This is a genomic window from Azospirillum sp. A23 (genome assembly GCF_042938965.1).
Classification (GTDB): Bacteria; Pseudomonadota; Alphaproteobacteria; order Azospirillales; family Azospirillaceae; genus Azospirillum; species Azospirillum melinis.
The window spans coordinates 1,480,861-1,495,787 of record NZ_CP170667.1; the positions used below are offsets into that span (position 1 = coordinate 1,480,861).

13 protein-coding genes are annotated in these 14,927 nt (G+C 66.5%); 5 read left to right on the forward strand and 8 right to left on the reverse strand.

The window, feature by feature from the left end; translation table 11 throughout:
- Positions 1 to 4 precede the first annotated feature (4 nt).
- From ABNQ40_RS24390 to ABNQ40_RS24400, 3 genes are read right to left on the reverse strand one after another with little or no spacing between them, the layout of a single operon-like run.
- Positions 5 to 1,033, reverse strand: coding sequence for an ABC transporter substrate-binding protein (locus ABNQ40_RS24390; protein ID WP_109050017.1), 1,029 nt, complete (start codon positions 1,031 to 1,033; stop codon positions 5 to 7).
- 34 nt (positions 1,034 to 1,067) lie between these two features.
- Positions 1,068 to 1,868, reverse strand: coding sequence for an ABC transporter permease (locus ABNQ40_RS24395; protein ID WP_109050018.1), 801 nt, complete (start codon positions 1,866 to 1,868; stop codon positions 1,068 to 1,070).
- Between the two features lie 7 nt (positions 1,869 to 1,875).
- Complete coding sequence (locus ABNQ40_RS24400; protein ID WP_109050019.1) at positions 1,876 to 2,700, reverse strand: ABC transporter ATP-binding protein; 825 nt, start codon at positions 2,698 to 2,700, stop codon at positions 1,876 to 1,878.
- 256 nt (positions 2,701 to 2,956) lie between these two features.
- Here ABNQ40_RS24400 and ftsH point away from each other — a divergent pair, with 256 nt between their 5' ends.
- The 4 genes from ftsH (at position 2,957) to ABNQ40_RS24420 (ending at position 8,212) form a co-directional block, all read left to right on the forward strand.
- Positions 2,957 to 4,738 (forward strand): ATP-dependent zinc metalloprotease FtsH, encoded by a 1,782-nt coding sequence (gene ftsH, locus ABNQ40_RS24405; RefSeq protein WP_109050020.1) that lies wholly within the window; start codon positions 2,957 to 2,959, stop codon positions 4,736 to 4,738.
- Positions 4,739 to 4,914: 176 nt separating this feature from the next.
- Positions 4,915 to 5,661: an ABC transporter substrate-binding protein gene (locus ABNQ40_RS24410; RefSeq protein ID WP_247879800.1), complete on the forward strand. Its 747-nt coding sequence runs from the start codon at positions 4,915 to 4,917 to the stop codon at positions 5,659 to 5,661.
- Entirely contained in the window at positions 5,658 to 7,259 is a 1,602-nt protein-coding gene (locus ABNQ40_RS24415; protein ID WP_391347564.1) for a SpoIIE family protein phosphatase, read from the forward strand. The genes ABNQ40_RS24410 and ABNQ40_RS24415 overlap by 4 nt, the downstream gene beginning before the upstream one ends.
- 191 nt (positions 7,260 to 7,450) lie before the next feature.
- A complete protein-coding gene (locus ABNQ40_RS24420) occupies positions 7,451 to 8,212 on the forward strand; it encodes a response regulator transcription factor (RefSeq protein ID WP_109050023.1) in 762 nt (253 codons plus the stop codon).
- Positions 8,213 to 8,221: 9 nt separating this feature from the next.
- Here the strand turns inward: ABNQ40_RS24420 and ABNQ40_RS24425 are convergent, their stop codons facing one another.
- The 4 genes from ABNQ40_RS24425 to ABNQ40_RS24440 all read right to left on the reverse strand — a co-directional run bounded on the left by ABNQ40_RS24425 (position 8,222) and on the right by ABNQ40_RS24440 (position 12,129).
- Complete coding sequence (locus ABNQ40_RS24425) at positions 8,222 to 9,271, reverse strand: sensor histidine kinase (RefSeq protein WP_109050024.1); 1,050 nt, start codon at positions 9,269 to 9,271, stop codon at positions 8,222 to 8,224.
- A complete protein-coding gene (locus tag ABNQ40_RS24430) occupies positions 9,268 to 9,693 on the reverse strand; it encodes a DUF1987 domain-containing protein (RefSeq protein WP_247879801.1) in 426 nt (141 codons plus the stop codon). The genes ABNQ40_RS24425 and ABNQ40_RS24430 overlap by 4 nt, the downstream gene beginning before the upstream one ends.
- Entirely contained in the window at positions 9,690 to 10,262 is a 573-nt protein-coding gene (locus ABNQ40_RS24435; protein ID WP_247879802.1) for a SiaB family protein kinase, read from the reverse strand. The genes ABNQ40_RS24430 and ABNQ40_RS24435 overlap by 4 nt, the downstream gene beginning before the upstream one ends.
- Positions 10,263 to 10,359: 97 nt before the next feature.
- Positions 10,360 to 12,129, reverse strand: a complete 1,770-nt coding sequence (locus ABNQ40_RS24440; RefSeq protein WP_109050027.1) for a DUF3369 domain-containing protein — start codon at positions 12,127 to 12,129, stop codon at positions 10,360 to 10,362.
- A gap of 584 nt (positions 12,130 to 12,713) precedes the next feature.
- On the opposite strand from ABNQ40_RS24440, the gene ABNQ40_RS24445 reads away from it, so the two are divergent.
- Entirely contained in the window at positions 12,714 to 14,303 is a 1,590-nt protein-coding gene (locus ABNQ40_RS24445; RefSeq protein WP_247879804.1) for a sensor histidine kinase, read from the forward strand.
- Here ABNQ40_RS24445 and hisE read toward each other — a convergent pair.
- The gene (gene hisE / locus ABNQ40_RS24450) at positions 14,300 to 14,734 is read right to left on the reverse strand and encodes a phosphoribosyl-ATP diphosphatase (RefSeq protein WP_247879805.1); all 435 of its coding nucleotides are present in this window, start codon (positions 14,732 to 14,734) and stop codon (positions 14,300 to 14,302) included. The genes ABNQ40_RS24445 and hisE overlap by 4 nt on opposite strands.
- Positions 14,735 to 14,927 lie beyond the last annotated feature (193 nt).

The following is a 14,927-nucleotide window of genomic DNA, read 5'->3' on the forward strand; positions in this document are numbered from 1 at the left end:
AGGCTCACTTCTGCAGGCGCTTCAGCGCGTCCTCGACATACTGGTTGGTGTAGGTCTTGGACAGGTCGATGCTGGCGGACGCCACCGCCGGGTCGAAGGCCTTCAGCACCTTCAGGGCAGCGTCGGCGCCCTCCTGGGTGAAGCGGCCGTCCGGCGAGTAGGTCGGCTTGGAATGCTCGAAGGCCTGGGCATAGAGCGACTTATTGCCCAGGAAATACTCCTCCGGCAGGACCTTCAGCACGTCGTCGGTGCTGGCCTTGTTCAGCCACAGCATGGTGCGGACGAAGACGTCGGCCAGCGCCTGGGTGGTCTTCGGGTTCTCCTTGATGAAGTCCGGCTTCATGTAGAGCACGGCGGCGGGATAAGGGCCGCCATAGACGTCCATCGTGCCCTTCTCGGTCCGGGTGTCGGCCAGGATGGTGATGTCGCCGTCGGCCTGGGCCTGGCTGATCACCGGGTCCAGATTGACGATGGCGTCGATCTCGCCGCGCTTGATCGCCGCGATGGCGCTGGGGCCACCGCCGACGCCAATGACCGAGGCATCCTCCGGCTTCATGCCGAGCGAGGTCAGCACGTGATTCAGCATGAAGTTGGTCGAGGAACCGGGGGCGGTGACGCCGACCTTCTTGCCCTTCAGGTCCTGCACCGACTTGACGGTGCCGGACTTGTTGACCGACGCCAGGACGATGCCGGGATAGCGGCCGAGCTGCGTCACCGCGACGATGGGCTGGCCCTTGGCCTGCATCTGGATGGTGTGGTCGTAGGCGCCGGTCACGACATCGGCCGAGCCGCCGACGAGGGCCTGGAGGCTCTTGGCGCCGCCGCCGAAGTCGCTGACCTCGACGGTCAGCCCGGCGTCCTTGAAGTAGCCCAGCCGCTCGGCCAGCGTCAGCGGCAGGTAATAGAGCAGCGGCTTGCCGCCGACGGCGATCTTGATGTCGGTCTTCTCAAGCTTGCCCTGGGCCGCGGCCAAGCCGGACGTTCCCAGGGTCAGGGCGACCGCGGCGGCCGCGATCAGCGATTTGAGCGTCATTGGTTGCCTCCCTTTTGAATTTTCCTATTGGATTTCAATGCTGCCCGCCGCCGGTGTCCTGCGGGCGCCAGTGCAGAAGCCGCTTCTCGATCATGGTGACGGCGGCATCGATCAGGACGACGAAGATCGTCAGCACCAGCATGCCGGAGAAGACGCCGACGGTGTCGAACACGCCTTCCGCCTGATGGATGCGGTAGCCGAGCCCGGCGGCGGATCCCAGATACTCGCCCACCACCGCACCGACCATGGCGAAGCCGACGGCGGTGTGCAGCGAGGAGAAGACCCAGGACAGGGCCGAGGGCAGATAGACGTGGCGGAACAGGTCGCGGGAGCTGGCGCCCAGCATGCGGGCGTTGGCCAGAACCACCGGGCTGACCTCCTTCACGCCCTGGTAGACGTTGAAGAAGACGATGAAGAAGACCAGCGTCACCCCCAGCGCCACCTTCGACCAGATGCCGAGCCCGAGCCACAGCGCGAAGATCGGCGCCAGCACCACGCGAGGCAGCGCGTTGACCGCCTTGATGTAGGGGTCGAAGACGACGGAGACCAACGGCGCACGGGCGAACCAAAAGCCGAAGGCGATGCCGGCCACCGTGCCGATGATGAAGGCCAGCGCGGTCTCCAGCAGCGTAATGCCGAGATGGTACCAGATGACGCCCGACGCGAAGTCGGCCCAGGTGCGGGCCAGAACCGCCCCCGGCGTGCCGAAGAAGAAGGGGCTGAGGATCTTGGTGTCGGTCAGGACGTGCCAGATCAGGAAGAAGGCGATCAGGACGCCCAGCTGCAGCAGCAGGATGACCGGACGGCTGGGCAGGCGTTTGGCGTGGGATCTCATGATGTCGTCACCGCAGCTTGGTCTGGGCGTAGCCCTTCAGCACCTCGTCGCGCAGCTGCGCCCAGATCTCCTGGTGCAATGCGAGGAACTGCGGGGTCATGCGGATTTCCGCCACGTCGCGCGGACGGTCGAGGTCGATGCGGTATTCGCCGATCAGCCGCGCCCCCGGCCCGGCCGACAGCACCAGCACCCGGTCGGACATGGCGATGGCCTCCTCCAAGTCGTGGGTGATGAAGACCACCGACTTGCGGTCGGCCGCCCACAGGTCGAGCAGCTCGTTCTCCATCATCTGGCGGGTCTGGACGTCGAGCGCCGAGAAGGGCTCGTCCATCAGGATGATCTTCGGATCAACGATCAGCGTCTGGGCCAGGGCCACCCGCTTGCGCATGCCGCCGGAGAGCTGGTGCGGGAAGCGGTCGCCGAACCCCTCCAGCCCGACGCGCGACAGCCAGGGCAGCGAACGGTCCCGCGCCTCGGCCTTCGACACGCCACGGAACTCCAGCCCGGCGGCGACATTGTCGAGCGCCGATTTCCAGGGCATCAGCGCCTCGGCCTGGAACATGTAGCCGGCCTTCGGATTGATGCCGGTGACCGGCTGCCCGAAGGAGAGCGCACGGCCCTCGCTGGGCTTCAGCAGGCCGGCGGCGACGTTGAGCATCGTCGACTTGCCGCTGCCGGTCGGGCCGACGATCGACACGAACTCCCCGTCGGCGACGGTGAAGCTGGCACCCTGGACGGCGGTGTAGGAACGTCCCCGGCCGTCGGGTGAGGGAAAGGTGCAGGTCACGCCTTCCAGCTGGAGGGCGGGCGCCGCGGCGGCGGCCTCGGCCATGTCGGTGTGGTCCTTATCGTTCGGGCGATATGCGCCGGCGGGCGGTGCACTTTGGTTGGAGGACCATACTGTCCGAAGAGAAGCCTATCGGCAACCGCTTGAGATCTCCGTAGAATCCGAAAGGAGCCATTCCGGAAACGCACCGCTTACGGTGTCAAAGAAGGGACGCGGGGCCTTATCGGTTGCCGTCATGCCCCACCCTCCAGCATCAATGGCATAGATCGAAAGCCAGTCCTTTTCCCTTTGCGGAGCCGACATGCCCACGCTGCCGAAACGCCCGTTGATCGCACTTGCTGTTCTGGCCGCCCTGCTTGCCGTGTGGCTCGGCTTCGCCGCCTGGTACGATCACCACCAGCGGGCGGATGAGCGGCCGGCCACCTACAGCGCGCTGATCGAACAGGCCGGGCGGGGCGAACTCGGTTCGATCACTTTCGCCAACGGCACCGGCCATGCGGTCGGCACGGACGGCAGCCGCTATCGCGTCGTCATGCCGGTGACCGACGATCTGCTGAAGGAGATGCGCGCCCACAAGGTCGCCATCGCCTTCGACGAGGGGCCCGGCGGGCTGATGGCGCAGACGGTGGGTGTGCTGGACCGCGCCGCCCCCTTCGTGGTGGTGGCCCTGCTGATCGGCGGGCTGTTGATGAGCGGCGGGCAGTTCTTCGGCATGGGCCGCGCCACCCGCGTGCGGCCGGAGGACACCAAGACCGTCTTCGCCGACGTGGCGGGCGTGGACGAGGCGAAGGAGGAGCTGCGCGAGACGGTGCAGTTCCTGAAGGACCCGCGCCGCTTCGCCATGGCCGGTGCGCGCGTGCCGAAGGGCATCCTGCTGGTCGGCCCGCCCGGCACCGGCAAGACCATGCTGGCCAAGGCGGCGGCAGGCGAAGCCGGCGTCCCCTTCTTCGCCGCGTCGGGTTCCGATTTCGTCGAGATGTTCGTCGGGCTGGGTGCGGCCCGCGTGCGCAGCCTGTTCAAGACCGCCCGCGCCAACGCCCCCTGCATCCTGTTCATCGACGAGATCGACGCTTTGGCCGGCAAGCGCGGCGAATCGACCAGCCATTCGGAACGCGAGCAGACGCTGAACCAGCTGCTGGTCGAGATGGACGGCATCGTGGAAGGCGGCGAGGTGGTGGTGATCGCCGCCACCAACCGGTCGGAGATGCTGGACCCCGCCGTGCTGCGCCCCGGCCGCTTCGACCGCCACATCCATGTCAGCCTGCCCGACGTTGCCGGGCGCGAGGCCATTCTGGGCGTCCATGCCGGGCGTCTGACGCTGGCCCCCGACGTCTGCGCCCGCACGGTGGCGCGCGGCACGCCGGGCTTCTCCGGTGCGGAACTCGCCAACCTGACCAACGAGGCGGCGCTGTCGGCGGCGCGCCAGGGCCGCGTCATCGTCACCATGGCCGATTACGAGGCCGCCAAGGACCGTGTACTGATGGGCACCGAGCGCCGCAGCCTCGCCCTGACGGCCCACGAGCGCCGGCTGATCGCGGTGCATGAAGCGGGGCACGCGCTGGTGTCACTGCGCTGCCCGCAGGCCGACCCGATCCACAAAGCCACCATCATCCCGCGCGGCGGCGCGCTGGGCATGGTGGTGCGGCTTCCGGAAGGCGACCGCGTCTCGGTCTCGCGTGCCAAGCTGATGGCAGACATCGCCGTCGCCATGGCCGGCCGCGCCGCGGAGGAGATCGCCTTCGGCGCCGATCAGGTCACCACCGGGGCCGAGGCCGACTTCCGCGCCGCCACCGATCTGGCGCGGCGGATGGTCACCGCCTGGGGGATGAGCGAGGAGATCGGCTTCGTCGCCCATGCGGCGGCCGAGCCCGGAGCCCGGTCCGAACGGACGGCTTGGCGCATCGACGAGGAGGTCCGGCGCATCACCGACGAAGGCATGGAACATGCCCGCCGGCTGCTGCGCACCGACCGCGCCGCCCTGGACGGCATCGCCCAGGCCCTGCTGGAGCGAGAGACCCTGACCGGCGGCGAGATCGCCGCGCTGGCCGATGCCCAGACGGAAAGGGCCACCGAGGCGGCTTGAGACTTTGAGAGGACGTTACCGCACCGGAGAGACTGTCTTGCCGGACTTGATAAGGAAATGTCCTGCATTGCGGCGTGGGTGCATACCGGGGTAGACTTATCCTGATCTGTTCGAGCTAGCACGAGAGGGGCGCAATGTCGGGACCGATATCCCGCCGGACGGTTCTTGGAACCGCCTTGCCCCTTCTCTGCACCCTTCCGCTCCTTGGGCTCCGGCCGGCTCCGGCCCACGCGGCCGTCACGGTCATCCAGGTCGGCGCCTATGAGTTCCCACCCTATGTCGATGAAACGGGCGCCGGCGTCACGCGCGATCTGTTGGAGCTGTTGAACGGCGTCCAGGGAGAATTCCGGTTCGAGACGGTCAGGACCGCCCCGCAGCGCCGTTACGAGGATCTGGAACAGGGGCGGTTCGACATGATCGCCTTCGAATGCCGCAATTGGGGCTGGCAGGACCGCCCGGTCGATGCCACCCGTCCCTTCCTGCGCGATGCGGAGGTGTTCATCGCCAGGGCGGCGCCGGGAATCGACCAGCGTTATTTCGACGACCTGACCGGGAAGACGATCCTCGGCCGGCTCGGTTATCACTATGCCTTCGCCGGCTTCGATGCCGACCCCAAGCGGCTGGAGCAGCGCTATCGCACCCGCGTCACGGTGACGCATGAAGGCAACGTCCGCAGCGTCGTCGCCGGGCGGGCCGACCTCGCCATCGTCACCCGATCCTTCCTGACCCGTTTCCTTCAGCGCGAGCCGGAGCTTGCCCGGCAGGTCCTGGTCTCCGACCGCACCGATCAGATTTACGAGCACACCATCCTGATCCGGCACGGCGCGGCGCTCACCACTGGCTGGCTCAATGGGCTGCTCGACTGTCTGGAGGCGGACGGGCAGCTGGGAACGCTGTGGCGGCGCAGCGGGATTTTGTCTTGAACCGGCGATCCTCCCTGCTTGCGCGGGTGGCCGGGGCCATCCTGCTGACGACGGCCAGCATCGGCAGCATCGCGATGCTGCTGTCGGAGCAGATCGTCGAGGGACAGCGCCATCAGGATCTGCTGCGGCGGGCCGAGCTGGTCGCCGCCACCCAGGCCGACGCGCTCAGCGGCTTTGTCTGGGAAATGGACAACCGCAGCGCCCAGCGCATGATCGAGGCGCTGACCGCCCGCGATCCGGCGATCCGCTCCATCGCCGTCTTCGAGACGGACCGGGAGCAACCGCTGGCACGGACCGCCGTCGGAAAAACCGCAGGAAAGACCGAGGATGCCGACGGCATCGTCACCGTCGAGCGCCCCATCCTTCTGCACGGGCGCGAAGGGCGGGTGCAGACGGTCGGGCATCTGCGCATCGCCTATTCGACGGCCGAGGTGCGGCAAGCCACGCTGGATGCGCTGATCCCGGTCGCCGGGCTGCTTCTGCTGTCGCTGCTGGGGGCGATGGCGGCGCTGGGGCTGACGCTGAACCGGATGGTGCTGCGCCCATTGCGCCGCCTGACGCAGCTGGCCAGCGCCATGGCCCGCGGAGAGTACGGCGCCCGCATGGATGCCGGGCGGAGCGATGAGATCGGTGTGCTTGCCGATGGCTTCAACCGGATGGCGACGACGGTGCAGGATCACACCAGCACCCTGGAAAGTCGGGTCCGCGACCGGACCGAGGCGCTGGCCGCCACCAACCGCGCCATCATGGACAGCATCAACTACGCCCAGCTGATCCAGTCGGCCATCCTGCCGTCCGCGGGCACGCTGTCGGCCGGCTTGACCGAACATTTCGTTCTGTGGCGCCCGCGCGACGTGGTCAGCGGCGACTTCTATGTCTGCCGCGAGGTCGAGGACGGGTTCGTGGTCGCTGTGGCCGACTGCACCGGGCATGGCGTTCCCGGCGCCTTCATGACCATGACCGCCAGCGCGATCCTCAACAATGTGCTGGACCAGCTTGGCGCAGCGGACCCGGCCGCGGTGCTTGCCGCCGTCGACCGCAAGGTCCGCGCCGCCCTGCATCAGGAGGAGGAAGCGCGCGGTGGAGCCGACTGTTTCGACAACGGCCTCGACCTGGGGCTGTGCCACATCCGGCCGGCCGAGGGCAAACTGGTCTTCGCCGGCGCCCGTATCCCGCTGCTGGTCGTCGCCGACGGCGGCCTGACGGAACTGCGGGGCAACCGTCGCAGCCTGGGCTATCGTCCAAGCGCGTTTCGCGCGACCGGCAGCGAGCCGGTCGGGTGTGGCGCCGAGTCGCCCTTCACCAACCAGAGCATTGCCCTGCGGCCCGGCCAGACCTTCCTGATGGGCACCGACGGTCTGGTCGACCAGAATGGCGGGGAGCGCGGACGCAGCTTCGGTCGGATCAGGCTGCACGAGCTGTTGAGCCAAGGCGCCCACAGCCCACTGGACCGGCTGAAGACCGATGTGGAAAGCTCGCTCGACCGGTTCCAGTGCGGCCGCGAACAGCGTGACGACATCACCCTGTTCGGTTTCCGCGTGCGGCTGACGGACGCAGTCGCTTGTTCCAGCACAGGGTCCGGCCGCTGGGCGGCGTAAAAGTCCTGGACCGATTGTGCGAATCTGTTACAGACATGTCATATATTGTGACGGGTTGTGACGCAGACGCAGCGGGAGCAGCGGGAGCAGCGGGAGCAGCGGGAGCAGCGACTACCTCTCAAGTTTGTTTTAAAATTTAGGCATTCCAGGGTATGTTGCACCCGCTGGAGTGGTGATAGGGAGAACACGGCATGGCCGGTCCGACGATCGTCGTGGTCGAAGATGAGAATTCCTTGCGGTCCGACATGGTGGAGTATCTGTCGAGCTGCGGATTCAATGCCATCGGCGCACGCGACGGGACGGAACTGGATCGGCTGTTGCAGACCCGCACCGCCGCCATCGTCATCCTGGATGTAAATCTGCCGGACGAGGACGGGTTCAAGATCGCGGCCCGGCTGCGCGACCATCATGGCGCCGGCATCATCATGGTCACGGCCCGCAGTTCGACGGTCGACCGCATCGTCGGGCTGGAGATCGGCGCCGACGCCTATCTGGTGAAGCCGGTCGAGCTTCGCGAACTGGAGGCGCAGGTGAAGTCGCTGCTGCGGCGGCTGAGCGAGCGCGCCGCGGAATCGGCCGCCCAGTCCGCCAACGGTGCGGCGTCCGGCGAAACCGCCGGCGATGGGGCGGACGAGGCGCGCTGGTCCCTGGACCCGACGGAATGGAGCCTGACCAATCCTGCCGGCATCCGCATCAGCCTGACCAGCATGGAGATGAAGCTGACCAGCCTGCTTGCCGCCCAGGCACGCAAGCCGGCGACCCGCGACCAGATCTCCCAGGCTTTGTACAATCGCCGCTGGAACCCGGAAGACCGTTCCATCGACACCGTCGTCGGCCGCCTGCGCCACAAGGTGGAGGGCGCCATCGGCGGTCCTGCGCCGCTGAAGTCGGTGCATGGCGTCGGTTACGTGTTCTCCGCTCCGATCCGGGTGGTCGGGACGGGCCAGGGCTGAGCACGGTTTTTACATCGTCAGAGCTTCGACCGGCAGGTCGCGGTCGGGTGTCCGGCGGGGGAACTGCAGGGTGAAACTGGTGCCCAGCTCGGGCGCGCTGCACACCGTGATCGAGCCCATCAGAACACCGACCACCAGATTGTGAACGATGTGGAGCCCAAGCCCGCTGCCGCCGCGACCGCGCCTGGTGGTGAAGAAGGGTTCGAACACCCGGGCGCTGTGCTCCTCGCTCATGCCGCGGCCATTGTCGGCGAAGCACATGCGTACGGTTTCGGCGTCCGGACAATCCACCGTGATCGCCATCCCCCCAGCCTGCCCGTCGGCGAAGGCATGGGTCAGCGCATTCATCACCAGATTCGTCAAAATTTGCGACAGCACGCCGGGATAGCTGTCCAGTTCCAGGTCGGCGGGACAATAGACCGCCACCACATGGCCCGATGGCCGGAACTTCGGCTGAAGGCTGACCAGCGTGTCCTGGATATAGGCGGCGAGATTGACGGTGCGCCGCACCGCGCTGGCGCGGTCTACCGCCACCTGCTTGAAGCCGGCGATCAACTGCGACGCCCTTTCGCAATTGCCGAGGATCAGATCGGTGGTGTCGACCGCCGTGGCGAGATAGCGGGCGAACTCCGCCTTGCCCAAGGTCCCGCCGTCTGCCCGCCGGCGCATCGCCTGGGTGGCGTCGGCCAGATGCGAGGCGCAGGAGACGGCGATGCCGACCGGCGTGTTGATTTCATGGGCGACGCCGGCGACCAGCGCGCCGAGCGACGCCAGCTTCTCCGACTGGACCATCGCCTCCTGCGCCTCGCGCAGGTGATCGAGTGCCGCTTCCGCCTCGCTGCGCTGGCGGTCCAGCTCGTGGATGGCGTCGCTCAATTGGGCCTGCAACCGGTCGCTGACCCGCACGAGCCGCTGCTGCTCCCGCGTGCTGAGTTCGAAGGCGGCGATCAGGTCGCGGAATTCGGGCAGGCAGTCCGGCGCCAGCGCGCCCAGCCTCGTCTCCAGAGCGCGGGCCTTGGCGAGGGCCTCCTCCTCCGCGGCGAAGAGATTGAAGCTCATGGCGGGCCGCCGGCGGGCATCTCCCGCATCTGGAAGACGACGTGCCGCAAATCCTCCGCGAAATCCTCGCCCAGTTCGCGCATGGACTCGTCATTCTCCTCGACGCACCATGTCAGCGTCACCGGCCGCCCGCCCTTGGCCACCGTCTCAAGCATCTGGAATATGTTCATCAGAGCCTTGGCACTGGAGCTGTTGAAATAGAGAAGCTCCATGTCGAAGCGGATGGGACCGCCGTCGGGATCGTCGAGGAAGCCGCGCAGCGCCTCGAACACAGGGCCGAAGAAGGCCGCGACATCGTCGGGATAGGATTCGCCGGTCATGCGCAAATGGCCGCTGGCGAAGTCGAACGACACGCCCGGCGTCCGTCCGGTGGCGGGAATGGTCAGGCAGTCCATCGCGTGGTGCTCGGCTCGGACGTTCATACGCTGACCTTGAGGCAGAAGAAGCTGCGGTCGGCGTCCATCGCGTTGAAATCGTAATCGATGGGATCGCTGGCACGCCGGGCGATCTCGATCAATCCCAGCGTGGCGCCGCGACTGCCGTCGTCCGGTTCCTCGCGAAGCTGCTCGCGGTAGTAGGTCTTGATGCCGTCGCGATCCAGGCTCTTCAGATGGTCCAGCCGTTCCTTCAGGCGGGGCACCTCGCTGTTGCGCACGGTGTTGCCGCAGACGATGAAGACCTTGCCGCGCTCCATGCCGATGGTGACCATTCCGGCGCTGAGCTCCACCGCGCGGCCGGCGGTGCCGGACATCTTCTCCGCCGAATAGCGGATGATGTTCTGCATCTGCTCGACGAAGACCGAGAAGACGCGGCGAATGGTCGGCCCGTCGGCCGCCTCCAAGGCCAGCTTCTCGCGCAGAGCCTCACCCAGGGAGTAAAGTATCCCCTCCGACAAATATCCGCTGAAAGAGAACACGATCCCCTTGTCGTCGAGATCGCGTTTAATCGACGCATATTGCTGGGCGAGCATGGCTGCGGCCTGACGTTCCACCGGTACCAGGGTTCCGCCCGACTATGTCACCTCCTATGACAAAGGACCATAGACTTTCGGAGAGGCAACCTGGGAGCAGCCGCGACATCGCGCTGTATCACACCGGCACCACGACCCGGAAGGTCGATCCCTTTCCCAGCATGCTGTCGACGGCGACCGCGCCGCCATGCAGCAGGGCGATCTGCTGGACGGTGTGCAGTCCGATGCCGGTGCCCGGCACTCCGGAAGCGCCTGCCCCGCGGAAGAAACGGTCGAACAGGCGCGGAAGCTCCACCTCGGGAATGCCGCGGCCATGGTCCGTCACCTCGATCACCGCCATGGCGCCGTCGGTGTCGCCGCTGAGGAGGATCGGCCCACCCGGTCCGGAATATTTGAGGGCGTTGTTGACCAGATTGCTGATCACCAGACCGATCAAGTTGGCATCGATCTCCGCCCGCCGCGGCAAACGGTCCAGGGTCAGCCGGAATTCGCGGTCGGGGTAGGCGACGCGGAAAGGCTGGACGACGGTGCGGATCAGGTCCGGAAGGTCGACCTCGGCCCGCTCCACGACGAGGGCATTGCTCTGCAGCCGCTCGTCGGTCAGATGGGAGTCGATCAGGCCGGTCAGGCGCTGCACGCTGCCGCGGATCACTGCCAGCCGTTCCAGCATCTCCGGCTCGACCTGCCCCGCCCGCATCGCCAGCAGTTGGGCGGCGCTGTCGATGATGGCGAGCGGCGTGCGGAATTCGTGGCTGACCATGCCCAGGAACTGGCGCTGCTGGTCGCGCGCCAGCAATTCGCGCTCCAGCGCCCGTTCCACCCGTTCCTTCGCCAGGATCAGCGCCTTCTGGTTGGCGGCCAGTTCCAGCGTGCGATCCTCCACCCGCTGTTCCAGCGAGCGGTTCAGCGCCATCAGCTCCTCATACAGGCAGACATTGTCGAACCCGATGGCGACGCGGTTGCAGAACAGCTCCAGCAGGCGCTGCTCGTCGGCGATATAGGGCTCCGTCCGTTCCAGCCGGAAGATGGTCACGCCGTGCTCACGCGTGCGGAAAACCAGGACGCAGTGGTCGTCACGGTAGAGGTTGGACTGGGTGGCGAGCGCATTCGCCACCTCCGCGGCGGCTGCGGCAGATAGGACGTCGCCCACCGGCATGCCGATGCTGCCGGCGAACGGACCCAGCCCGGCGACGATTTCGACGGTCAGGCCACCGTCGGCACGCGCAACCGGCCGGCAGGCCAGCACCGCCGGCGCGGCGCCGTGATCGACGACGCGGGCGATCTGCTCCGCCAGCCGTTCGACGAAGCTACGCATCGGCCGCATCTCGAACAGCGGAGCCGACGCGCTGAGGATCCGCTCCAGCCCCTGCCTGTTGCGCTCGATCGTCACGATGTCGCGCCAAGCGCGCAACGCGCTGACCAGGGTGGTGAAAAGACGCTGGGCGGTCAGCTCGCTCTTGGCTTTGTAATCGTTGATGTCATAGCCGACGATGACGTCGCGTTCCGGCGCCTGTCCCGGCTGGCCTGTGCGCAGGATGATGCGCATGCGGTGGTTGCCCAGTTCCTCCCGGATGTGGCGGACCAGCTTCAGGCCGGCATCCTCCGTCTCCATCACCACATCGAGCAGGGCGATGGGCAGGTCCGGCCGCAGGGCGAGGACCGCCTTTGCCTCCTCCGCCGACAGCGCGCTCACTACCTCGAACGGACGTCCGTCGAAATCGAAGTCGCGCAGCAGAACCGCGGTCATGGCATGGACCTGGGGATCGTCGTCCACCACCAGAACGGGCCAGGGCAGCCCGCACGGCCGCTGGGGCGTTGCCACGGTCACGGCGCCGTCTTCCGGGCCGAACAGCAGCTCGTCGTCCAGCCCACCGTCCATCCCCATCATCCGCCACCCCCATACCACTGCGCATGACCGCCCTCACCACAGCACAATGGAACCACCGTCCGGTGCCGGCTCCAAGTCCGATCGGACGAATTGGCAGCATTCGTTTCAATTTGTCGCATATGAGCGAACAGCGTCGTGCCGGTTCATCAATGTTTCGCAAGAGTTCATTGCGCCCACACACAACGGAAGCTGTGCAAAGGACAGAGCGGGTGCGACACTGATCACGGGACGGCTGCCCACCGGGAGAGGGGATGGAGGATTCCCTTTCCCATGCTGCGGGGATGCTCCCTCGGCCAAAGTTTCAGGGCATTCATGCCGGATTGGACGGAAGAGAGGACGAAGCCTACCATTCGGAGAAATAGTATAAATGTTTAACCCGACATGGTTGTCGGATGACGGAATGCAACGGTTGAGCTATTCTCGCGCCCAACCCATCTCCATTACGGCCATCCCCTTTGCGGAAGGACGACCTCACCCCTATGACCCCTGCTGGCCTCGAACAGGACTCACATGCCGCAGGAAGCCGGGATGCGGAACAGGAGAGGCGCAAGGCAGCGTCCCTGGCTGTGGGTGCTTTGCTGGCGGTGTCGCTAGGCCTCACCGCCGCCCTGCTGGTGTTCTCAGCCTACCAGTATCGCAGCCAGGTGATCTCCGAGGCGGAGAACCGCAGCATCGCCATCGCCCGCGTTCTTGAGGAACATGCGGCGAGGACGCTGGGTATCCATGCCTCCACCCTGTCGCACATGGAATGGATGGTGGACGACCTGGGCTGGGACCGGATCGACGGCACTCCCCTGCTGTTCGAGCGGCTGAAGGCGATGGTCGCGCAATCGCCGGAGGTCCAGTCCTATTGGATCACCGACGAGACCGGGCGGGTTCGCGCCAGCAGCTACGAATGGCCGATGCGCCCGCTGAACGCGGGAGACCGCGAGTATTTCCGCGCCCACCTGAATCCCGGCACGATGCTTCACATCGGCCCGCGGCTGAACGGCAAGATCGTATCGGAGGTCTTCTTTACCCTGAGCCGCCGGATGGAACTGCCCGACCACCGGTTCCAGGGTGTGGCGCAGATCTCGTTGCTTCCCAGCTATTTCACCGACTTCTACCGTTCGGTCCTGCATGGGTCCCGCGATGTGATCCTGCTGATGCGCGAGGATGGCGAGGCGCTGGTCCGCAATCCGATGATCGCGCCGGAGGACAGTGCCGCCATCGGCCGGTTTCCGGAACTGATCTCCGCCCCCGACAGGAACGGCATCTTCCGCGCGGTTACGCCCTCCGACGGGGTCGAGCGGTTGCTGGCCCGCCGCAAGGTGCCCGACCTGCCCGTCTACGTGGTCTATGGCACCGATGTCGCCTCCATCGAGGCGGCCTGGCGCGACCGGGTGCTGCCCTATGTGCTGACGGCCTTCCCGGCGCTCGGCCTGCTGGGCCTGCTGGGCGGCATCGCGTTGCACCGGTCGCGGCAGGCGGTCAATGCGCAGGAGGCGCTGCGCCGCGCCAACGAGGCGCTGGAGGGCCGCATCGCCGAGCGCACCCGCCATCTCGATCAGGCGCTTGCCGACAAGGAAGTGCTGCTGCGCGACATTCACCACCGGGTAAAGAACAACCTGCAGGTCATTCTCAGCCTGTTGGAGTTGCAGGCGCAACGGTCGCCTGAACTGGAAGCGCCGTTCAGCGAAGCCCTGACCCGTATCAACACGATGGGGCTGATCCACGAGCAGATCTACCGGTCGACCGGCGTGTCGGTGGTCCGGCTCGACAATTTCGTCGAGGCGCTGGCCGGGCACCTCAACAGCTTCCATAGCCGCCCCGGCCGGACCATCGTCATCAGGCACCGGGTCGAGCCCGTCAGCCTCGACCTGAACCGTGTGGTGCCCTTCGCCCTGATCCTGAACGAGGTGGTGTCGAACGCCTACAAGCATGCCTTCACAGGCCGCTGCTCCGGCACCATCGATATCGCGGTGACAGCGGAAGACGGATCGCTGCACCTGACCATCGAGGATGACGGCACCGGCGCGCTGGAACCGGAGGATGCCGCCCCGCCCGGACGGCGGTCGATGGGCATGGATCTGATCCGGGCCTTCACCCGGCAAATCCACGGCGAATACCATTTCGCCAGGGGCGCGGGCACGCGGTTCGATCTGGTCTTCCCGCAGGAGGCGGACCCCGCCTAACGCTTGCAGCGCTTGGCCTGATTGGGTTTGTCGGAATTGGGCTTGGGGGGAAGCGGCTTGTCATGGCTGGCGGCGACACCGTTGATGGGGTCGTCCGATTTCGGCAACTTCTCAGCTATGCCGTAGGCCAGCTCGCGCCGCCGCAACTCCGCCAGGATCTCGTCGGGGGCGACATCCAGGTCGGCCAGCAGGACCACCAGATTGTACAGCAGGTCCGCCGCCTCCATCACCAGCGCGCCTCGGTCGCCGCGCATCGCCTCGATCGCCACCTCGATCGCCTCCTCTCCCACCTTGCGCGCCATGCGGGCGCGGCCTTGGGCCAGCAGCTTTCCGGTGCGGGAGGTCTCGGGAATGGCGGAAGGTTCGCGCCGCATCGTTTGGACGGCGTCGTAGAGACTGCGGAGCGGATCGGGGCCGATATACTGAACCATCCCCCTGAAGTCGTTTTTTCCGGCAGCACTGTCAAGATGTTGGTTGGTCGGCCGAACATCCGGCGGGCGCGGGGGAGCAGTCCGGATGGCGTCGCCAAGGGTTTATAGTTCGTAAGGCTGATTGATTTGTCCAAAGACGATTTGCCAAAGGAAACCTCTGTATAGCTGTAATTTTTGCAGCATCCAGCAATGC